The sequence below is a fragment of the Zoogloea sp. genome (assembly GCF_041914405.1).
In the GTDB taxonomy this organism is placed as follows: Bacteria; Pseudomonadota; Gammaproteobacteria; order Burkholderiales; family Rhodocyclaceae; genus Zoogloea.
Genome location: NZ_JAYSDK010000024.1, coordinates 21718 through 42444, shown reverse-complemented (window position 1 = coordinate 42444; position 20727 = coordinate 21718). Strand labels below are relative to the sequence as shown.

At 66.1% G+C, this 20727-nt stretch carries 14 protein-coding genes and 1 pseudogene; 10 read left to right on the top strand and 5 right to left on the bottom strand.

From position 1 onward, the window contains the following. Positions 1-44 precede the first annotated feature (44 nt). The 3 genes from ACE3RX_RS14925 to ACE3RX_RS14915 are packed head-to-tail and all read right to left on the bottom strand — an operon-like array spanning position 45 to position 2430. Positions 45-1292 (bottom strand): ABC transporter ATP-binding protein, encoded by a 1248-nt coding sequence (locus ACE3RX_RS14925; protein WP_374485315.1) that lies wholly within the window; start codon positions 1290-1292, stop codon positions 45-47. Next, entirely contained in the window at positions 1289-2089 is an 801-nt protein-coding gene (locus tag ACE3RX_RS14920) for an ABC transporter permease (RefSeq protein WP_374485313.1), read from the bottom strand. The genes ACE3RX_RS14925 and ACE3RX_RS14920 overlap by 4 nt, the downstream gene beginning before the upstream one ends. A 20-nt stretch (positions 2090-2109) precedes the next feature. Beyond that, positions 2110-2430 carry a hypothetical protein gene (locus tag ACE3RX_RS14915; protein ID WP_374485309.1) on the bottom strand — a complete coding sequence of 107 codons (321 nt, stop codon included), beginning with the start codon at positions 2428-2430 and terminating at the stop codon, positions 2110-2112. 100 nt (positions 2431-2530) lie between these two features. Between ACE3RX_RS14915 and ACE3RX_RS14910 the strand changes: the two genes are divergently transcribed. Beyond that, positions 2531-3640: a glycosyltransferase gene (locus tag ACE3RX_RS14910; protein WP_374485305.1), complete on the top strand. Its 1110-nt coding sequence runs from the start codon at positions 2531-2533 to the stop codon at positions 3638-3640. On the opposite strand, the gene ACE3RX_RS14905 is transcribed toward ACE3RX_RS14910, so the two are convergent. Further along, the gene (locus ACE3RX_RS14905; protein WP_374485302.1) at positions 3610-4758 is read right to left on the bottom strand and encodes a glycosyltransferase family 4 protein; all 1149 of its coding nucleotides are present in this window, start codon (positions 4756-4758) and stop codon (positions 3610-3612) included. The genes ACE3RX_RS14910 and ACE3RX_RS14905 overlap by 31 nt on opposite strands. 31 nt (positions 4759-4789) lie before the next feature. Here ACE3RX_RS14905 and ACE3RX_RS14900 point away from each other — a divergent pair, with 31 nt between their 5' ends. Together ACE3RX_RS14900 and ACE3RX_RS14895 are read left to right on the top strand one after the other, a co-directional pair. Further along, complete coding sequence (locus tag ACE3RX_RS14900; RefSeq protein WP_374485298.1) at positions 4790-5656, top strand: DNA ligase; 867 nt, start codon at positions 4790-4792, stop codon at positions 5654-5656. Next, positions 5653-6618: an NAD-dependent epimerase/dehydratase family protein gene (locus ACE3RX_RS14895; RefSeq protein ID WP_374485295.1), complete on the top strand. Its 966-nt coding sequence runs from the start codon at positions 5653-5655 to the stop codon at positions 6616-6618. The genes ACE3RX_RS14900 and ACE3RX_RS14895 overlap by 4 nt, the downstream gene beginning before the upstream one ends. Before the next feature lie 75 nt (positions 6619-6693). On the opposite strand, the pseudogene ACE3RX_RS14890 reads toward ACE3RX_RS14895, so the two are convergent. Further along, positions 6694-6891, bottom strand: a pseudogene (locus tag ACE3RX_RS14890) (ISAs1 family transposase); the annotation flags it as partial. An 809-nt stretch (positions 6892-7700) separates the two neighbouring features. On the opposite strand from ACE3RX_RS14890, the gene ACE3RX_RS14885 reads away from it, so the two are divergent. The 7 genes from ACE3RX_RS14885 (at position 7701) to ACE3RX_RS14855 (ending at position 20623) form a co-directional block, all read left to right on the top strand. Then, positions 7701-8969, top strand: coding sequence for a hypothetical protein (locus ACE3RX_RS14885; RefSeq protein WP_374485291.1), 1269 nt, complete (start codon positions 7701-7703; stop codon positions 8967-8969). Between the two features lie 6 nt (positions 8970-8975). Next, positions 8976-9407 carry a hypothetical protein gene (locus ACE3RX_RS14880; RefSeq protein WP_374485287.1) on the top strand — a complete coding sequence of 144 codons (432 nt, stop codon included), beginning with the start codon at positions 8976-8978 and terminating at the stop codon, positions 9405-9407. Next, positions 9404-11722 carry an ATP-binding protein gene (locus tag ACE3RX_RS14875; protein ID WP_374485284.1) on the top strand — a complete coding sequence of 773 codons (2319 nt, stop codon included), beginning with the start codon at positions 9404-9406 and terminating at the stop codon, positions 11720-11722. Before ACE3RX_RS14880 ends, ACE3RX_RS14875 begins: the two co-directional genes overlap by 4 nt. Before the next feature lie 87 nt (positions 11723-11809). Further along, positions 11810-15790 (top strand): PAS domain S-box protein, encoded by a 3981-nt coding sequence (locus ACE3RX_RS14870; protein ID WP_374485280.1) that lies wholly within the window; start codon positions 11810-11812, stop codon positions 15788-15790. Further along, positions 15787-17001, top strand: a complete 1215-nt coding sequence (locus tag ACE3RX_RS14865; protein WP_374485276.1) for a response regulator — start codon at positions 15787-15789, stop codon at positions 16999-17001. Before ACE3RX_RS14870 ends, ACE3RX_RS14865 begins: the two co-directional genes overlap by 4 nt. 361 nt (positions 17002-17362) lie before the next feature. Then, the gene (locus ACE3RX_RS14860) at positions 17363-18001 is read left to right on the top strand and encodes a hypothetical protein (RefSeq protein ID WP_374485272.1); all 639 of its coding nucleotides are present in this window, start codon (positions 17363-17365) and stop codon (positions 17999-18001) included. Between the two features lie 246 nt (positions 18002-18247). Beyond that, entirely contained in the window at positions 18248-20623 is a 2376-nt protein-coding gene (locus ACE3RX_RS14855; protein ID WP_374485268.1) for a TonB-dependent receptor plug domain-containing protein, read from the top strand. Positions 20624-20727 lie beyond the last annotated feature (104 nt).

Below are 20727 nucleotides of genomic sequence, written 5' to 3'. Positions count from 1 at the left end.
GCAGCCCGGCATGGATGAGCCGCCTGCTTGGAGCGCGTCCGTGCTCAGGACGAAGTACGGGGTTCGGCCGCCAGCAGCTCGGGACGCACCTCCAGCATCGCCACACCGGCGAAGTGGTAGTCGCTGCGTTCCGCCACCTGGAAGGTGATGGCCTGGTCCCACCAGTCGTAGTTGTCGCCGATGTGGGTGTGGGCGCTGTGCAGCGCCAGGGTGACGCTGTAGCTGCCCGGGCCAAGGTTGCAGGCCGGCAGGCGGAAAGCCAGACGGTGCCGGGCCGGCCCCGGCTCCACGGGAAGCGGCAGGCCGAGGTGGAAGGTGTTGGTGCCGAAGATGTCGTTGCCCAGGCGGTCGCGGATCATCATGCCGAGGGTCAGCTCCTCTAGCGGTGCGTCGATCCTGAAGTCCACCTCCAGACTGATCGGCGTGCCGGCCGTGAAGATCGTGGCCGGTTGGCCATTGACCAGGATCTGTCCGTCGAGCAGCTTGGCTTCGCCGGTGCCGGAGCGGGTCTGCCCGCCCTGCTGGGCGATGTGCTCGCCGTGTTCGTCGGCGCGTGCTTCGTCCAGCGCGATTAGGGCGTTGTAGTAATCGAAGATCTCGTCGGGCGAGGCGTCCATCGCGATGCCGCCCTTTTCGATCAGGATGGCGCGGTCGCACAGGCTCTTGATCGCCAGTGGGTCGTGGGACACGAACAGCAGGGTCACGCCCTGTTCGCGGAAGCGCCGGATGCGCTTGAAGCACTTGTGCTGGAAATAGGCATCGCCGACCGACAGGGCTTCGTCGACGATCAGGATGTCGGGTTGGGCAGCGGTGGCGACGCTGAAGGCCAGGCGGACCTGCATGCCGCTGGAGTAGGTGCGGACCGGGTGGTCGATGGCTTCGCCGATTTCGGCGAAGGCCTCGATTTCGGGCATCAGACGGATGATCTCGTCGCGCTGCAGTCCGAGCATGTAGCCGGCCATGAAGACGTTCTGACGCCCGGAGAAATCGGGGTGGAAGCCCATGCCGAGCTCAAGCAGGGCGGCGACGCGGCCTTCCAGCGCGACCTGTCCCTCATTGGCCTTGGTGGTGCCGGTCAGTACCTTCAGCAGGGTGCTCTTGCCGGCGCCGTTGCGGCCGATGATGCCGACGGATTCGCCCGGACGGATGCGGAAGTTCAGATCGCGCAACACCCAACGGGTTTGGTGTTGAGGACGCCGGCTGAGGCCGAACCATTCGATCAGGCGGTGATGGGGGGCGGGGTAGTGCTTGAAGCACTTGCCCAGGTTGCTGACGCTGATGGCACCTTTCATAGTTCGTCCAGGATCTCGAATTGCAGGCGGCGGTGGATCAGCGTGGCAAGCATCGCCAGTGCGACGACCCACAGGCAGGGCGCGGTCAACTCGCTGACAGGCGGGAGCTGCATTTCAAGCAGCGCGCGCTGCGTGAAACCGGCGATGTGGAAGAAGGGGTTGGCGCGTACCACAGGGAGGGCCCATTCCGGTAGGACCGAGGCGGGATAGACGATCGGTGTGCACCAGAACAGCAATTGCAGCCCGGTCCCCAGGAATGGCCCCAGGTCGCGGAAGAACACGAACAGGAAGGACAGCGCATAGCCCAGGCAGCCGGCGATCGCAGTCGTCAGCAGCCAGCCGATCAGCAGTGCAAATAGCCCGGCGATCGACAGTTGAGAGGAGGCGGCGAGGAACAGCACGAACAGCACCGTGATGATGGCCCAGTTGATGCTGCCGGAGATGACCACGATGGCCGGCAGGGCGAGGCGCGGAAAGCGGGTTTTCTTGAGCAGCCCGGCGTTGTCGATGAAGATGGACTGGCAGCGCTGGGTGATCTCGGTGAACAGGTTCCACAGCAACAGCCCCGAGCACAGGTAGATGCTGTACGCGAAGGGTGTGTCGGTGCCGGGCAGGCGCGAGTGCATCACGTTGGAAAAGACCAGCGTGTAGACCAGGATCATCGTGATCGGTGGGATCAGGAGCCAGGTCGCGCCGAGGATGGAGCCTCGGTAGCGCAGGTGGAATTCGCGCAGGACGCTGGCGAGGATGAAGCCCCGATGGCGCCAGATTTCCTTGGCGTGCAGATGTATTTGCATGGATGGGTCGGGTAGGAAGGCTAGGTTGCCCAGTGGCCCAGCGCGGGAATGTGCCAGAGCCCGATTGCGTAAATAACCCCGATAAGATTGGCGAACTGGTCGTGCCAGCAGAAGCCGCTACCAAAGTGTTCGTCCCAGATCTCCTTGGCGTAGCCTACGGCCAGTGTCAGTACTGCGCTGGTCCAGGCATCGAAGCCTGCAGCCATGAAGAAGAGCTGGATGGCGAGGCTATAGAGGAAGTGCTTCTGTTTGTCTTCCTCGCCCGCCCGGACTTTCAGGTAGGTGATGAGCCTGCGGGGCAGGGAGGCGGCAGGCCGCTGAACGACTTCGGGATGACTCATGCTGCCTTTGCTCGGGCCGGAGCAAAGGCAGCATTATATTATGAAGTCCATTAGTATGCGGACCCCTGAACCATAGTCCTGCGTGGCTTCCGGATATTCAATGCGCGTATTGCATTTCTACAAGACTTTCCTGCCCGATACGACGGGGGGCGTTGAGCAGGTCATCCGCCAGTTGTGTCTGGGAGGGCGTCAGTACGGTATTGAGTCGCGCGTGCTGACCCTGTCCCGCAAGGACGGGCCACCCGAGGTGGAGGTGGACGGCATCCCGGTGACCCGCCTGCCCCAGTGGGTCGAGATCGCCTCGTGCCCGATGGCGTGGCGGGGCCTCGGCGCCTATCGGCGCCTGGCCCGCTGGGCCGACGTGATCCATCTCCATTACCCGTGGCCGTTCGGTGATCTGGTGACTCTGCTGGGGCCCCGGCGTCCGATCGTCATCACCTACCACTCCGATGTGGTGGCCCAGCAACGCCTGATGCCGCTCTACCGGCCACTGAAGAACCGCCTGTTCGAGCGGGCGTTCCGGGTGGTGGCGACGTCTCCCCAGTACGCGATGGGCAGTGCGGTCCTGCGGCGCTGGGAGTCCAAGCTCGACGTCGTGCCGCTGGGCATCGATCCGGACTCCTATCCTCAGCTGGACCCGCAGCGGCTCGCAGCCTGGCGCGCCCGGCTGGGCGAAGGCTTCTTCCTCTTCGTCGGGGTGTTCCGCCACTACAAGGGCTTGCCCTTCCTGCTCGATGCCGTGAAGGGCACCGGGCTGCAGGTGGCGATGGCTGGCGAAGGCCCGTTGTGGAACGGGGTGGCGGAACAGGTGCGGGGCTGGCCGAACGTGCATCTGCTCGGGCGCGTCAGCGACGAGGACAAGATGGCGCTGTTGTCCTTGTGTCGTGGGATCGTCTTCCCGTCCCATCTGCGGGCCGAGGCCTTCGGCGTGTTCCTGATCGAGGCTGCGATGGTCGGCAAGCCGATGATCAGTTGCGACATCGGCACCGGGTCGAGCTATGTGAACGTTGACGGAGAGACCGGATTGGTCATCCCGCCGCAGGATCCCCTGGCGCTGCGCAATGCGATGCAGCGACTGGCTGACGATGCATTGCTCGCCGAGCGACTCGGGCAGGGCGCGGCCCGCCGGTTCGACGACTTGTTTCGCATGACCAAGGTCAATGCGGCGTACGCGGCGATCTACCGCGCCGCCTGCAAGGCGTCGGCATAGACCTGCACTGTCGCATCCACGCAGCGGTCCCAGCTCATGTCGGCGGCCCGGATCGGGCCGGCGCGGCGCAGGCGGTCGCGCAGCGGGTCATCCTCGAGGAGGCGCCGAAGGTGCTCGCTGAGGCTGGCCACATCCGTCGTGTTGCAGGTCAGGGCCGCATCGCCAACCACCTCGGGGAGGGACGATGCGTTGCTCGTCAGGGTGGGAATGCCGGCCGCCATCGCCTCCAGCGCCGGCAGGCCGAAGCCCTCATAAACGGACGGATAGGCGCAGGCCCAGGCGCCGGCATACAGGGCTGGCAGATCCGCTTCCGGGACATAGCCGAGGCGGATCACGTCGCCGCGGCTTTCCAGGGCGCGCAGGCGCTGGCTGATGTTCTCGTTGAGCCAGCCGCCTGCGCCGCCGACGACGATGGGATGGCGCCTGCGCACGCCGTCGGGCAGGCGGGAGAACGCGTCGAACAGGCGCAGCAGGTTCTTTCGTGGCTCCAGTGTGCCGATGGCGAGAATGTAGTCCTTGCCTTCCAGGCCGAACTTGCGGCGAACTGCTTGCGTTTCCTCGGGCCGCATCGGATGAAAGACCGGGTCCACGCCGTTCTTGACGGCGACGACCTTGTCGGGTGGCAGGTCGAAGTGCTCCAGGACTTCATCGCGTACGAACTCGGAGACGGTGATGATGCGTGCCGCCCGTGCGAGGCTGTCGGCAAGACCCCGTTCGAGGTGCTCGACGGCGTCGGGGCGATGGAACTCCGGGTGGCGTACGTGGGATAGGTCGTGCACGGTGACCACCAGTGGGTAACGGACCCGGGCCGCGATGTAGCGCGGTTCATGATAAACCACGTCCTTGGTGGTGGGGGCCTGGCGGCTGTGCTCGCGGGCGTTGCGGACGTGTTCGTAGGTGCGCCGCAAGAGGTTCTGGAAGGGGAGTTTCTTGGCCACCCGGAGCCAGCGCGGCTCGCTGCCCAGGCGGCTGGCCAGGTCGACTTCGCGGCCGCCGGCCAGGGTGTCCAGGCGCTGGATGCGCGGGTGGGCTTGCAGGCCGGTGGCCAGTCGGAATGCGTATCGCCCGATCCCGGTTAGAGGTGGGTAAATGCAATCGGCATTAAGTAGAATATGCACGCCATAGACCAGGAAAGCGGAGAGGCGGAGAATGTTATCTGATCTGCGACGCAGATTTGTCGCGTTAATGTTGCCGGTGTGCTGGGGATGCGTGCTGGTGCCGGCCCTGGCTGGAGAAGCTGATGCACCGCCTCCGCTGCTGCTCGCGGAGGTGATGCGGGGCGATGTGGATGTCACGCGCTACTGGGTTAGCGAGAAGCTGGATGGCGTGCGCGCGGTGTGGGACGGGAAGGTGCTGCGCTTCCGCAGCGGTCGCTTGGTCAATGCGCCGGCCTGGTTCACGGACGCCCTGCCTCCGGAACCGCTCGATGGTGAGTTGTGGATGGGGCGCAGGCGTTTTGAGGCGTTGTCAGGCATCGTACGCAGGCAAGTGCCGAGGGACGAGGATTGGCGGCAGGTGAAATTCATGGTTTTCGAGCAGCCCGGCGGTGGCGGTGACTTCACCGCGCGGATCGGGGTTTTGCGCGGGCTGGTGAAACAGACCGGGGTGCCGTGGCTGGAACTCGTCGAACAGTTCCGCGTTACCGACCGCCTGGCGTTGAAGGCGAAGCTGGATGAAATCGTCGCAGGGGGGGGCGAAGGGCTGATGCTCCATCGGGCGGACGCGCCTTATCTGACCGGCCGCAGCGATGCCCTGCTCAAACTCAAGCCCATGTGGGATGCCGAAGCGACAGTCGTGGCACACGTGCCGGGACGTGGCCGGCTGACCGGCATGATGGGGGCCCTGCAGGTCGAGACGCCGGAAGGGATGCGTTTCGAGATCGGTACGGGTTTTACCGATGCGCAGCGTCGCGACCCGCCGCCGGTGGGCAGCCTGGTGACCTACCAGTATCGCGATGTGACGAAGAACGGTGTGCCGCGTTTCGTGAATTATCTGCGCCGTCGGGAGGAGCCTTGAAAGCCGCGTCCGTGCTGGTGACGGGAGGGCGTGGTTTCATCGGGCGGCGTCTCGTGCGCAGTCTGATGGAGGACGGGCAGGACGTTCGAGTGCTGACGCGCGGGTTGACGCTCGGCGAGAGCGAGGTCCAGGGCGACCTCGCCGATCCGTCTGCGCTGGCGGCCGCCTGTGCAGGGGTCGCGACGGTCTTTCATTGTGCCGGCCATGCTCACGCCTTCAAGGGGCTCAAGGCCGCGGACGATGCGCGTCATCTGGCGGTGAATCTGGAAGGTACCCGCCGGCTCGTCGATGCCGCGGCTCAGGCCGGGGTGCGGCGCCTGGTCTTCCTGTCCAGCGTGAAGGCGATGGGCGAGCCAGGCGATGCGTGCGTCGACGAGACATGGGCGCTGCCGCCGGATTCGGCTTATGGTCGTGCCAAGCGGGCGGCCGAGGATGTCGTGCTCGAAGCCGGTGTGCGGTATGGCATGCATGTGACGAACCTGCGTCTGGCCATGGTTTATGGGGCCGGTGGGCGTGGCAATCTGGAGCGGATGGCGGCCCTGGTCCGGCGGGGATGGTTCCCACCGTTGCCGGACAGTGGCAATCGGCGCTCACTTGTGCATGTGTCCGACGTTGTTTCTGCGATGAAAAAGGTTGCCGAGGAAGCCGGGGCGGACGGTGGAACTTACATCGTGGCCCATCCTGAGCCGGTTTCGGGGAGGGCTCTTTACGATGCATTGAGGGACGCACTGGGGATGCCCGCGATTGGGTGGGCCGTGCCCCGTTCCCTGTTGGAGGGACTTGCCCGTGTGGGAGATGCCTTTGAGACTGTTGGTCGCCGCAGGTTGCCATTCGACAGTGAGGTGCTTGAGCGGTTGCTGGGGGCGGCTTGCTATCTGCCGACGAAAATCGAGCGGGAACTGGGGTGGCGGGCAGAGATTCGGCTGACCACCGGGTTACGCGAGATGCTGAAGGTTTCCTGACCGGCGGGAGACTAGTCGTAAGGGGGGGAGCCACAAAAGAGGGGCTCTGCTGGTGCCGCCGTCGCAGTCGCTGTACGTGTGGGTTCCGATCGTGCGCTCGCGCTCGACGATCGCGACGCTCTTAAGGTCCGCCCACTGTTGGGCCTTTTTGAGTCGCTGCACCGCATCGCATGCCCAGCAGCGGCGGACTTCCCTACGACCATGGCCATAGTCAATGCTTTCACTCATCGAGCGTGGTCACAGTGCTCCGCCCACGCCGCCCTGGGCGAGCAGGAGTCAATCGGCCGATCTAGCGTCGAAATGCTGCCTTGAACTCATTGGGGGGCGGCGCGGCAAATACGCGTCCGAAGGTGTCACGCGCCGGGATGCCGTATTCAAGGGCCAGCCAGCCCCGCACCCCTCCACCGTCAGCAACGCCGACAGATGGTGTTTGACCTGCCGGGCATTGCACAATTTTCGGCCCGGTGATCAGAGGCTTCCTGCCGATAACACTGCAAATGGCACTCGGAATTCGGACATGCTATTTATTTTTTATTGTCCTGTTTTCCTATGAAGGAACGATCCGGATGCCCGAGGAGGCGAATTAATTTTCCCGTCTCTGCTTAATGAAATGAAAAATCACCCGACGATTGATGTTGTTTCAATGCTATTTATTTTTATGGTTTTTCGTAGTTGCTTATTGGCCGAAAACAAAATCACAGTTTTCGTTTCATTATTTTCATTATTGCTGCCGCGATTTGATTCTATTTCGGTCTGGTTCGATTTGAAGCGCCGGAGCGCGGTATTTTCTCCATCCAAACTGTTAAATTTTGGGTGTTTGCACGGGATGCAGCATGGCTATAGTGTCCAGGTGTGCGGTGTCTGGCTATGATGAACGTGGTCACGAGGGGCGCAGACTTCACTGACCGATCCTTCCCCAGCTTCAACCGGTTTTCTCGAGTTCCAGGTGCCATGCCGATGTGCGACGACGTCGATCTCCACGCCTCGATGCGCCGTTGCGGCGAAGGCGGCCAGGGAATTGCGTCCGTCATCCGTGGTGGCGGGGAAAGTGACGATCTGATCATGGCGCCTGGTACTCCATCATGTTGCGCGCGCTAGCCAGGCTCATCGTGGCGGCGGCCATCCTGCCGTCCTGCTCCGTCCATGCCGAGGACGCGGCGTCCCAGGTGGCGGACTGGCCGGTGACGTTCAAGGGCTTCGGCACCCTCGGGGTGGCGCGGTCGGACAGCAATGACGCCGAGTTCGTGCGGGATCTGTCGCAGCCGCGCGGGGTCTCGCGGCAGTGGACGACCCGCAACGATTCGGTGCTGGGCGTGCAGATGAACCTGCGCTTCGGGCCGCAAACCGAGGGGGTCTTGCAGGTGATCACCCGCTATCGCCCGGAAGGCAACCACACGCCGGAAGTGTCCTGGGCTTTTCTGCGCCATGAGTTCTCGCCGGATCTGCAGGTTCGCGTCGGGAGGCTGGCGCCGGAGATCTACATGCTGGCCGATTCACGGCTGGTCGGTTATTCGAACATCGCCATTCGCCCACCGGTTGATTTTTATGGTTCGCTGGTGTTTGCGTATTTCGACGGCGCCGACGTGATGGCGAGCACTGGCTTGGGGGATGGGGTGCTGCGCGCCAAGCTGTATGGCGGACGCTCTCCGGAAAGAACCGGTTTCTTCGATCCGGTGACCTGGGACATCAGGGGATCGCAGCTGTTCGGCGGTTACATGGATTATCTGAAGGGGCCGTGGCAGTTGCGGGTCACCCACATGGAGGCGAAGTTCTCGTCGCCCGAACTGCCCCTCAATTACCTGATCAATCGCCTGATCGCCTCGAGTCCGGCGTTGGCGCCGCTCAAGTCGATCGCCCCGGTCGATCTCACCGGCCAGTTGCCGGAGCTCAGCACCGTCGATACCCGCTCCCGCTTCGATTCGGTGGGTGTGGTGTACGACAAGGGGGCGCTGCAGCTCCAGGGGATGATCGGCCGGATCAAGCATCAGAGCGAGTCCTACGAGGACAGCCGGGCCGGCTTCGTGCTCGGCGCCTACCGCTTCGGCGTGCTGACGCCCTATTTGGGGTATTCCTGGGTGAAGAGCACGCCGGCCCGGGTCACCACGGTGCCGGCCGGCCCCTTCGGGCCTATCTTGAATGCGCTCGGTAAGGAAATTGTCGCGGTCACCCATTTGCAGCAGCACACGGTAACGCTGGGGGTGCGCTGGGATTTCCGGCCCAACTGGGCCCTCAAGCTCCAGGCCGATGCCATCCGCGGCAGTACCGATTCGATATTCCTGTTTCGCGGTCCCAACGTTCATTGGGACGGGCACATGAATGTCGTCAGTGCCGCACTGGATTTTGCCTACTGATCGGCCATGGCTAAGCTGCGCACCTTCCTGTTTGCCCTGCTGGCCTTGCTGGCACCGACATCGGTGCTGGCGGAAGTGGTCGTGGTGGTGGGGGCCGGCAGCGGCATCAAGTCGCTGACGCAGGATGAGGTCATCAACATCTTCCTCGGCCGTTACCGGAAGCTGCCGTCGGGGGGGCTGGCGAGGCCCTACGACCTGCCCGCCAGCGACGAGACGCGCACGGCGTTCTATCGCCGCCTGGTGGACAAGAACCCGGCCGAAATCAGCGCTTACTGGGCGCGTCTTTATTTCTCCGGCAAGACCAAGCCGCCCGAGGTCAGCCCGTCTCCCCAGGAACTCATCAAGGCGGTGGCCAGCGTCGAGGGCGCGGTGGGCTACGTCGAACGCAGCCAGGTCGATGAGCGGGTGCGGGTCGTCCTGTCGCTGGGGAATCCATGAACGCGCCAGAGGCCAGCGCAGCGGGAGCACGGCAACCCGTCATGGCGGGCCTGTGGAACCGTGGCATCACGGTGCATGCGGCGGCGGTGACGGTCATCGCCTTCCTGGTCGCCAGCATCTTCTCGATGACCTACACCGCCCACGTGACCGGCGAGCGGGCCACCCGAACCATCGAGGCCCGCCTCGAGCGCCTGCTGGGAACCGTGGAGAGCGCCCTCAAGGTGGTGTGCTACGTGCAGGACCGCGAACTGGCCAGGGAGGTGGCCCAGGGCCTGATGAGCAATCCCGAGGTGCTCAGCGTGGTGATCCGCAGCGATGCCGAGCTTCTGGCGCAGCTCGACCGCGGGACGGCCGGCCGCGGCGCTGAGGCCAGCCACGTCAAACCCATCACCCGGCGCATCGGCTCGCCGTTCAGCAAGGACAAGACGATCGGTGAGATCACCCTGCTGGCGGACGGGCAGGTGGTGGCCGCCCTGCGCGAGTCCGATATCCGCCTGGCCCTGCAGCAGCTGGCGCTGCAGCTGCTGTTCGTGCTGCTGGTTCTCGTCGCGGCCTTCGGGCAGTTCTTCATCCGCCCGTTGCTGCGGATCTCCTCCGACCTGAAACGCAAGACCCCCGGCGACCGCCAGATGCTGTCGGTCCCGCGCGGGCATGAGGGCACCGAACTGGGCCAGCTGGTGGCCGACATCAACGCGCTGTCGGACCGGCTGGCCGACGCCATGGACGAGTCGGAGCGGGCGCGGCAGCTGGCGGAGGCGGCCTCGGAGGCCAAGGGTACCTTTCTGGCCAACATGAGCCATGAGATCCGGACGCCGATGAACGCGGTGCTGGGGCTGGCGCGTATCGGCGCGCGGGACAGCCCGGATGGGGCCGGGCGGGAGCACTTCCGGCGCATCCTGGCGGCCGGGGAGCATCTGCTGGGAGTGCTCAACGACGTCCTGGACTTCTCACGCATCGAGGCCGGCAAGCTCGACATCGATCCGGCCCCCGTCAGCCTGAGCAGCTTGATGGCCGAGACCGGCGAGCTGGTGCGGGCGCGCAGCCAGGAGAAAGGCCTCGATCTGGTGGTGGCGTCGGCCGAAGGCTTGCCGGCGTGGGTCGAGGGGGATGCGTTGCGCATCCGGCAGATCCTGGTGAACCTGCTGTCCAACGCGATCAAGTTCACCGCCAGGGGGCGGGTGTTGCTGGCGGTCCGTGCCGAAGGCAGCGAGCTGCTGTTCGAGGTCGCCGACGAAGGCATCGGCATGACCCGGGAGCAGCTCGGGCGGATCTTCCTGCCCTTCGAGCAGGCCAACAACCAGACCACCCGCAACTTCGGCGGCACCGGGCTGGGGCTGGCGATCTCGCTGCGCCTGGCGCAGCTGATGGGGGGGCGGATCGAGGTGCGGAGCCGGATCGGGGAGGGCAGCTGCTTCAGCCTGCGGCTTCCCCTCGTCGAGGCCCCGGCGCCCGAATCCGGCGCGGCATGCCCGGCGCCGGAGCTGCCGGCGGCGCAGCGGCTGGCGGGCCTGCGGGTGCTGGCCGCCGAGGATGTCGAGCTCAACCGGGTGGTGCTGGAGGATCTGCTGCAGCACGAAGGCGCCCACTGTCATTTTGCCGAGAACGGCCGCCAGGCCGTCGATTGCCTCGCCCAGCAGCCCACCGCCTACGACGTGGTGCTGATGGACATCCAGATGCCGGAAATGGATGGCTATGAGGCGACCCGCCTGATTCGCGAGCTGGCCCCCGGCCTGCCGGTGATCGGCCTCACCGCCCACGCGGTGCAGCAGGAGCGGGAGCGCTGTTTCGCGGCAGGCATGGTGGCCCATGTGGCCAAGCCGGTCGAGCCGGACCAGCTGGTGGCGGCGATCCGGCAGGTGGTCGATTTCCGCCTGATCGAGCCGCGCCCGGCTGCGTTGCCGGGCGCACCGGTGCCGGACGCGGCCAGTCCGTCCGGGCCTGCCGGCGCCGGTGTGCTCGACTGGTCGGCCTTGCGGCAGCGCTTCGATGGCCGTCCGGGCCTGATCGACAAGCTGTTGCGCCGGGCGGTGGACGATTATGCCGAGATGCCGGCCACCTTGCGCCGGCTGGGGGCCGAGGCGGACTTTGCCGAGCTCCGCTTCATTGCCCACCGCCTGTGCGGGGTCAGCGGCAATCTGTCCGCCACGTCGTGCCAGGCGCTGGCCATGCGGCTGGAACGTGCCGCCGCGGAGTCCAGCCCCGAGTGCCAGCAACTGGCCGGACAACTGGCCGACGCATTCGAGGCGCTGCGGAGCGAGATCCAGGCCTGTCTCGATCCGGCGGGCGGGCCGGCCGGGCCTATGCGGTCGGGTTGACTTACCTTTTGACAGAGCTTTCAGGGGCGGGGCCGGGCGTCATGCACAATAATGATGCAAGTGCTTATCTGGCTTGTCTCTGCGCCCATGCCCCCGTTCGTCCCTGTCCCATCCTTCCTGCGCAGTGTCCGCAGCCCGTTGTCGCTGGGACTCGGCGGCATTGCGCTGGTCATGCTGGTGGCGACGATGCTCTATTTCGGCCAGCTCATCGCCGAGCAGGCCGTCCGCAATGCGACTCAGGGCCTGCAGGGCAGCGCGGCGATGGCGGCCGACCTGCTGGCGGTGGGCCTGCAGGAGCGGCGCCGGGAGGTCGTGCTGCTGAGCTCCAGCCCGGTGTTGCAGCAGGGGGATCTGGCGGCGCCGGCGATGCGGGCGCTCCTCGAAAAGCATCAGGCGCTGCGTAGCGATTTCGTGTGGATCGGCCTGGCCGATCCGGATGGAAAAGTCCTCCAGGCCACCGGGCAGCTGCTGGTGGGGGAAAACGTCAGCGGCCGCCCGTGGTTCAAGGCCGGCCTGGCCGGCCCCTTCGTCGGCGACGTGCATGATGCGGTCCTGCTGGCCCGCCATCTGGCCAGGCCGGGGGACGCCGAGCCCCTGCGTTTCATCGATGTCGCCGCCCCGATCCACGATGGCAAGGGGCAGCTGAAGGGCGTGCTGGCCGCGCATGTTCCGTGGGGCTGGGTGACCGCGACAGTCGAGAAGGCCATCGCCCGGACCGACGTCACCCGGCCGGAGGTCTTGATCGCCAGCGCCCAAGGTGTTGCGTTGTATCCCTACGGCCGCCTCGGGGCCGTCATCGTGCCGGCGGGGCTACAAGGGGCGCAGGGGGTGTTCGACGAGGTCATCGACGGGGTGCGCTATCTCACCGCTGTCGTGCCGGTGCCGGGCGAGGACAACGGCCTGGGCTGGCACATCGTGCTGCGCGAGCGCTTCGATGACGCGATGGGCGAGCTGCGGGCCTTGCGGCAACGCATGTTGCTGATCGGGCTGGCGGTGGTGGTGGTCTTCGTCCTGCTCGCCTACCAGTTTGCCGTCCAGGTGGCGTCCCGCACGGGGGAGCTTGAGGCGTCGCGGGGCGGCTTCCAGCTGCTCGCCGAGAACGCCTCGGACGTGGTCTTCAAGGCCAGCCACGACGGTGTGCTGGAGTGGATCTCGCCGTCGGTGACCGGCCAGCTCGGCTGGGCGCCGGAGGAGATGGTCGGCAAGCCCTTTGCCGATTTCGTCAGCCCGGACGACCGTGCCGCGGTGCTGGATTTCCGCGAGGGCTTGCAGCCGGGGCGCTCGGGGGTCTTCGAGGCGCGACTGCGCAAGCGCGACGGCAGCTATTGCTGGGTGTCCGTGCGGATCAATCCCGTTGGCGATGCCGACGGCCAGCTGCACGCCTGTGTCGGCGGCTGGCGCAACATCGATTCCGAGCGGCGCTACCGGGCCGAATGGCTCAACGCCCAGGAGGTGGCGGAGCAGGCCATGCAGCTCACCCAGGAGTCGGAGCAGCGCTTCCGCACCATCTTCGACGAGGCGCCGGTGGGGATCGCGCTGATCGACTCCCGGAGCGGGCGCATCCAAGAGGTGAACCCGAAGTTTGCGGCGATTGCCGGGCGCACACGGGACGAGATGCTGAGGGTCGACTGGATGGCCATCACCCATCCCGACGATCTCCCGGAAGACCTGGCCAACATGGCCCGCCTCAACGTCGGCGAGATCTCCTTCTTCGAGATGGACAAGCGCTACCTCCGCCCGGACGGCAGTCCGGTGTGGATCCGCATGAAGGTTGCGCCGGTGCAGGTGGCGCCGGGGGAGCGGCCGCGCCACCTGTGCATGGTCGAGGACATCACGGAGCGCAAGCAGGCCGAGAAGCGCCAGCAGCAGATCCAGAAGCACCTGCGCGACGCCCAGAAGATCGCCAATCTGGGCAGCTGGACCTGGGATGTGGCGTCCGGCGCCAATGAGTGGTCGAACGAGCTGTTCCGCCTCTTCGGCTATGAGCCGGGGGAGGTCGAAGCCAGCTACGACCACTTCTTCGAGCTGGTGGTGCCGGAGGATCACGCCAAGGTCAAGGCGGCCATCGCCGAGACCTTGGCCGGCCGGGCCACCTACCGGGTCGAGTGCCGCATCAACCGCAAGGACGGCACCCAGCGCACGATCCTGTCCCAGGGTGAGGTCCAGCGCGACGCGGCCGGCGTGCCGGTCAGCATGACCGGGACAGTTCTCGACATGACCGAGCAGAAGCTCGTCGAGCAGGCGCTGGTGATGGCCAAGCACGCCGCCGAGGATGCCAGCCGGGCCAAGGGGGAATTCCTGGCCTTCATCAGTCATGAGCTGCGCACGCCCATGAACGCGGTGCTCGGCATGTCCCTGCTGCTCGAGCAGACCGCCCTCGACGACGAGCAGCGGGCCACCCTGGGCAAGATCCAGATCGCCGGCCGGACGCTGCTGACCATCATCAACGACACGCTGGACCTGTCGAAGATCGAGGCCGGCGAGCTGGCGCTGGAGAACCGGCCCTTCAGCCTGCCGGCGCTGCTGGAGGAGCTGCGCTCGGTGTTCGCGGTGCAGGCGGTCGACAAGGGGCTGGCCTTTGACGTGGTGCCGCTGCCGGAGGGGATTCCGCCGGTGGTGCTGGGCGATGAGACGCGGCTGCGCCAGGTCTTGATGAACCTGCTCAGCAACGCGATCAAATTCACCGCCCGGGGCCAGGTCCGCATGAGCCTGCAGGCTGTGGAGGGGACGCCGCGGCTGCTGCGCTGCGAAGTGGCGGACAGCGGCATCGGCATCCGGCGCGAGGCCATCGACTCCCTGTTCGCGCCCTTCACCCAGGCCGAGGCATCCACCACCCGCCGCTTTGGCGGCACCGGGCTGGGCCTGTCCATCGTCCGCAAGCTGGCCGAGCTGATGGGCGGCCGGGTCGGGGTGAGCAGCGAACTCGGGCAGGGCAGCGTGTTCTGGGTCGAGATTCCGCTGATCGCCGCCGATCCGGCGGCGCTGCCCCAGGCCGAGGCCCGGCTGGATCTCAAGGGCTTCCAGTGGCTGAGCGGGGTGCGGGCGCTGGTGGTGGACGACAGCGAGATGAATCTCGACGTCGCCTTCAACATCCTGAGCCGCCAGGGCGCGGAGGTGAGCCTGTGCATGAACGGGCAGCAGGCGCTGGACTGGCTGGCGATGCACGCCGGGGCCGTCGATATCGTGCTGATGGACATGCAGATGCCGGTGATGGACGGCTTCACCGCCACCCGGCGGATCCGCGAGGACAGCCGCCTGAGCCAGATTCCCATCGTCGCCTTCACGGCCGGTGCGCTGGCCAGCCAGAAAGAGCAGGCCCTGGCGGCCGGTGCCTCCGCCTTCCTGACCAAGCCGGTCGATCCGCAACAGCTGATTGCCACCCTGCGGGCCGAACTGGAGCGCCGCCGCGGCGTGCCACCGGAGGCCCGGCCGCTGGCCCGGGGTGGCGGGGAGCCGTCCGGCGGCTGGCCTGAGATCGCCGGGCTCGACACGGCGGCGGCCCGGCACCGGCTGGGTGACGACGTCGAGCTCTACGTCTCGATGGTGGATCGCTTTCTCGGAGAGTTCACCGAGGCGCCTGCCGATGGGGCTGTGCCGGCGGGCGAGGCCCTGGCGAAGCGCATGCACAAGCTGGTCGGGAACGCCGGCCTGATCGGCGCCGTCGATATCGCGCGGCGCGCGGCCCAGGTCGAGAGCCTGGCCCAGGCCGGCGATGCGGCCGGGCTGGCGCCGGCCTGGCAGGCCCTCAGCGCGGCGCTGGCCGGCTTGCGGGAGGCGGCCGGGCCGGTGATCGCCGCCCGCCAGGACGCGGCCGCGCGGGCCCTCGAACTGGCCAGCCAGGCGGCGGGGCCGGTGGACCGGAGGCAGATCGACACCCTGTGCGCCTTGCTGGAAGCGCAGGATTTCGAGGCCGGGGCCTGTTTCGACGCGCTGGCGCCGGCCTTGCGCGCCCACATCGGCGCTACACTGTTTGACGAATTGGCTGGCTGCATGGCCCGACTGGACTTCAGAGGGGGGCACCAGTTGCTCAAGCCCTATGGAACCGGGGAAACCGACCTGCCGACATGACCACCAAGCCGCTGATCCTGATCGTCGATGACGCGCCGAGCAATGTGCAGGTCCTGGCGCACATCCTGTCCGACCGCTGCAAGGTCAGTTTCGCGTTGTCCGGCGAGCAGGCGCTTGAGTTCATCGCCCGGACCCCGCCCGAGCTGATCCTCCTCGACGTGCAGATGCCCGGCATGGACGGCTACGAGGTCCTGCGCCAGCTGAAGGGCGAGCCGGCGACCCGTGACATCCCGGTCATCTTTGTGACGGCGATGAGCGACTCGGCCAGCGAGTCCGCGGCCCTCGCCGCCGGTGCGATGGACTTCATCCACAAGCCGATCAATCCGGACGTGGTGCGGGCGCGGGTGGACGTGCAGCTGGCGCTGCGGGCCAAGGAGGTGGCGCTGCGGCTTTACAACGACAAGCTGGAGGAGCTGGTCGCCGAGCGCACCACGGCGCTCCGCAAGGCCCAGCTGGCGGCCGAGGCGGCCAGCGTCGCCAAGACCCATTTCCTTGGCAACATGTCCCATGAGCTGCGCACCCCGCTGCACCAGCTGTCGGCGATGATCCATCTGCTGCAGCGCACCGAGCTGTCGGACAAGCAGAAGAACCTGACGGACAAGATGGTGCCGATCCACAAGCGGCTCATCGACCTGGTGGACGGCATCCTCAAGCTGACCGAGCTGGAGTCGCGGACCATCGTGCTGCGCGAGGAACCCTTCGATGCCGGCGCGGTGGTGGAGGAGGTGGTGGAGGAGAGCCAGGCGCGGGCCACGGCCAAGCAGCTGCAGCTCGTCGCCGACGCGGACGCGCTGCTCGGGCTGGTGGTCACCGGCGATCCCGCCAACCTGCGCATCGCGCTGCAGTGCTATCTCGGCAACGCCCTCACCTACACCGAGAAGGGCTCGGTCTGTGTCGTCGCGACGCGGGAGGCCGAGGCGCAGGATGCCTCGGGCGGCCTGGCCGCCGTCACCCTGCGCTTCGAGGTGCGCGACACCGGCATCGGCATCCCGGCGGACGCGGTGCCGCGCCTGTTTTCCATCTTCGAGCAGGTGGACAATTCGCCGACCCGGCGCTTCGGCGGCACCGGCATCGGCCTGGTGACGGTGAAGAAACTTGCCGAGGCGATGGGCGGCACGGCCGGCTGTTCGAGTGAGGTGGGACAAGGCAGCCGCTTCTGGTTCACGATCCGGGTCCGGTGTGCCGGAGTCATTCATGCTGATTCTGTTTGACGTCCTTGTCCAGCAAGTATCCCGCGATCGCTCCGAACCGGCCGACTAGCGCAGGTAAGCCCTAATCCGTGGGGGCGAATTCATTCGCCCGCAGGCGTCATTGAAGGGACGGAGGGCGAATGAATTCGCCCCCACTGGGTGCGTGCGGCACGCCTGGCCTGAACAGCAACCGGCCTACCGACATCTGCTTCTCCTTCAGGGGCTTCCGGCCGGCGTCACCGACAGCGAGCGGAGGGCTGACGCGCCCTTACCTGGCAATTAGGCGCGCATGCCCTACAACACAGGGTGTCCCCCTTGCATCAGGGGGTATGCCGGCCCGCCGGATGGCCGGCGCCGACAGCGACCGTGGAGGTACTGCCAGATGGATACGCTCGCTACCACTAGCCCCAGCAATGTGGTTCAGGATCCAACCCAGACCCTGCAGCGCTTCGATCTACTCGACCTGCAGCAATACACCCAGGAGAAATCCTATTCGACCAATGCCAGCAAGGACTTCCATCTGTTCTATGTGGGCCGCGACGATGTCCATGAGATCCTCAAGCATGTGCTGTCGCGGGTCAGCGTTTCCCTTTACATGAACATGTTTGGCTTCGACGACGATGAGCTGAACGACATCCTGATGACGCTAGCAGCCGATCCGGGAATCACGATGATGATCACCCTGGACAAGAGCCAGGCCGGCGGCGTGCACGAGAAGAAGCTGCTCGACTCCGACATGGCCCGCAATCCGACTGCCTTCAACACCTACTTCGTCGTCGGCCAGTCGGCCACCCACCAGATCAGCCACACCAAGGGCTTCGTCGCCGATGGCAAGGTCGGTGGTGAAGGCTCCACCAACTGGTCGGCGTCCGGGGAGGGCACCTTCGTCGTCAAGGGCAAGGCCGGGGGGCCGGGTTACAAGGCCCAGAACAATACCCAGACCATCTTCACTGATCCGGATGCGGTGAGCCGCTTCCAGACCGAGTTGATCGCCGAGCACATGGCTGCCCGTCACGGCTGAGTGTCTGGATTGCAGCAGGGATGCCGCGAGGCTGCGCATAAGCCAGCAACGGGCGGGCATTGCACGGCATGGCGGCCTCTGCGCCTGGTGTGAGGCGGGAGCGGGCGTGCCTGCCATTTAGCGGGAAAGTAGCGGGAACGCAGGGAGCGGGCGTAGCGCTGGCGGCGAGAAACGCCAGCATGGCGCGGATTTTGCGCTGACGACGGGCTGTATCCCGTCCGTCAGAACAAGACAAGGTCCCTGTCCATGATGCCCCGTGCGCGCCGTTTTTCGCCCAGTCTCCTCGCCCTCAGCCTCGCTTCCGCCTTTGCCGGATCTGCCATCGCCCAGCAGGCGCCGGCCAAGGGTGACGGCGGCGTCGATCTCGACACCGTCATCGTCACCGGCACCCGTGCCAAGGGACGCACCGTCGCGGCATCCCTGTCGCCGATCGATCAGCTGAGCGTCAAGGATCTGGAGAGTACCGGTACCACCGAACTGGCCACCGCACTGGCCCGCCTGCTGCCGTCGCTGAACTTCCCACGCCCGTCCGTCACCGACGCCACCGACTCGGTACGCCCGGCCCAGCTGCGCGGCCTGTCGCCCGATCAGACCCTGGTGCTGGTCAACGGCAAGCGCCGCCACACGACGTCCATCCTCAATTCCAGCGGCACCCAGGGGCGCGGCTCGGCGCCGGTGGATCTCAACGCGATCCCGCTGTCGGCCATCGAGCGCATCGAGGTGCTGCGTGATGGCGCGGCGGCCCAGTACGGCTCCGACGCCATCGCCGGTGTCATCAACATCGTCCTCAAGCGCGGTGCCGAAGGGGGCGGCGTGGAGGCTTCCTATGGTAAGTACAAGGAAGGCGACGGTATCCAGAACAAGCAGAGCGTCAATTTCGGTTTGCCCCTGTCCGACCGCGGCTGGCTGCGCGTCAGCGCCGAAAAGCGCGAGCAGAACTCCACCAACCGTGCGCTGCCCGACTACCGCAACCCGCTGGAGCCCCTGTATGGCCAGGTCAGCCAGCGCTTCGGCGACCCGGATAGCGACCAGTCCTCGGTTTTTCTCAACGGCCAGCTGACGATCAACGACGACGTGGAAGCCTACGTCTTCGGCAACTACGCCAGCCGCGACACCCATGCCGCCGGTTTCTACCGCCCGGCGCTGGACAGCCGCAACATCCGGGCGATCTACCCCAACGGCTACCTGCCGATCGAGGCCAGCAACAGCCTCGACCAGTCCCTGGTGGCTGGCCTGCGCGGCACTACCGACGGCGGCTGGCGCTGGGATGTGAGCGTCAATCACGGCACCAACCGCTACCGCCTCAACATCGAGCACTCCCTCAACACCAGCCTCGGCGCCACCAGCCCGACCCGCTTCTTCGACGGTGAGTTGGAAAACACCCAGACCCTGGTCAATGCCGACTTCGCCAAGGAGTACGTACTCGGCTGGCTGGCCGGCCCGCTGACGGTGGCCTGGGGCGCCGAGTCGCGCAACGAGAAATACGCCATTTCGGCGGGTGACCCGGATTCCTATTTCGGCACTGGCGCCCAGGTCTTTTCCGGCTTCCGGCCGGCCGATGCGGGTACCCACAAGCGGGACAGCAAGGCGCTGTACCTGAATCTGGAGGCTGACATCACCAAGAAGTTCAGCGGCTCGGTGGCCCTGCGCGGCGAGAACTATTCCGACTTCGGTGACGCCACCTCGGCCAAGCTGGCCGGCCGCTACGCCGTGACGCCGGCACTGGCGCTGCGCGGCACCGTCTCCAACGGCTTCCGCGCACCGTCGCTGGTGCAGCAGTACTACTCGACGACGACCACCAGCTTCATCAGCAGCGTGCCCTACGACGTGCGCACCTTCGCGGTCAGCGATCCGGTGGCGCGCCAGCTCGGTGCCGAAAAGCTGAAGGCCGAGAAGTCCAACAACTTCAGCCTGGGCTTGCTGTTCCAGCCGAGCAAGGTGTTCACGACCTCCATCGATGCCTACCAGATCGACGTCAAGGACCGTATCGCGCTGTCCGAAAACCTCACCGGCGTGGCGGTGCGCAACTTTCTCGCCGCCAACGGCTATCCCAACACCGACGGCGGGCGCTACTTCACCAATGCGATCGATACCCGCACCCGCGGCATCGATCTGGTCAGCACCTACCGGCTCGACCTGGCCAGCCGTGGCCGCGTCGATCTGAGCCTGGGCTACAACTACAACACCACCGACATCACCCACATCGCCGCCAACCCGGCGATCCTGGCCCAGAACGGGCTGGCGGTGCAGCGCGTCGGCCGCGCCGAAGTCGGGCGCATCACCAAGGGCTCGCCCAACGACAAGCTGACCCTTGGTGCCGACTACGCCTGGAATGCCTGGGGCCTGCGCGGCCAGCTGACCCGCTATGGCGAATTCACCGCCTACCATGCCAGCAACCCGTCCCTCGACCAAACCTTCAGCGCCAGCTGGGTGCTCGACGTGGCGGCCAGCTACAAGCTCAAGCAATGGACCTTCACCGCCGGCGTGGACAACCTCACCGACAAGTACCCCGACCGCCTGACCGCCGCCACCACGCCGAACACCGTGCTGCCCTACAGCCAGAGCTCGCCCTTCGGTTTCAACGGCCGCTTCACCTACGTGAAGGCCGGCTACAGCTGGTAGGCCGGCTGGAAGGCGTCCTACAGGCCCAGCTCGACCCTGTGGGGGCGAATTTATTCGCCCGCAGACATCATTGAAGGGACAGAGGGCGAATGAATTCGCCCCCA

Coding starts and splice junctions, on each gene's coding strand:
- ACE3RX_RS14925 (WP_374485315.1), bottom strand. CDS start 1,292: ATGAAAGGTGCCATCAGCGTCAGCAACCTGGGCAAGTGCTTCAAGCAC.
- ACE3RX_RS14920 (WP_374485313.1), bottom strand. CDS start 2,089: ATGCAAATACATCTGCACGCCAAGGAAATCTGGCGCCATCGGGGCTTC.
- ACE3RX_RS14915 (WP_374485309.1), bottom strand. CDS start 2,430: ATGAGTCATCCCGAAGTCGTTCAGCGGCCTGCCGCCTCCCTGCCCCGC.
- ACE3RX_RS14910 (WP_374485305.1), top strand. CDS start 2,531: ATGCGCGTATTGCATTTCTACAAGACTTTCCTGCCCGATACGACGGGG.
- ACE3RX_RS14900 (WP_374485298.1), top strand. CDS start 4,790: ATGTTATCTGATCTGCGACGCAGATTTGTCGCGTTAATGTTGCCGGTG.
- ACE3RX_RS14885 (WP_374485291.1), top strand. CDS start 7,701: ATGTTGCGCGCGCTAGCCAGGCTCATCGTGGCGGCGGCCATCCTGCCG.
- ACE3RX_RS14880 (WP_374485287.1), top strand. CDS start 8,976: ATGGCTAAGCTGCGCACCTTCCTGTTTGCCCTGCTGGCCTTGCTGGCA.
- ACE3RX_RS14875 (WP_374485284.1), top strand. CDS start 9,404: ATGAACGCGCCAGAGGCCAGCGCAGCGGGAGCACGGCAACCCGTCATG.
- ACE3RX_RS14870 (WP_374485280.1), top strand. CDS start 11,810: ATGCCCCCGTTCGTCCCTGTCCCATCCTTCCTGCGCAGTGTCCGCAGC.
- ACE3RX_RS14865 (WP_374485276.1), top strand. CDS start 15,787: ATGACCACCAAGCCGCTGATCCTGATCGTCGATGACGCGCCGAGCAAT.
- ACE3RX_RS14860 (WP_374485272.1), top strand. CDS start 17,363: ATGGATACGCTCGCTACCACTAGCCCCAGCAATGTGGTTCAGGATCCA.
- ACE3RX_RS14855 (WP_374485268.1), top strand. CDS start 18,248: ATGATGCCCCGTGCGCGCCGTTTTTCGCCCAGTCTCCTCGCCCTCAGC.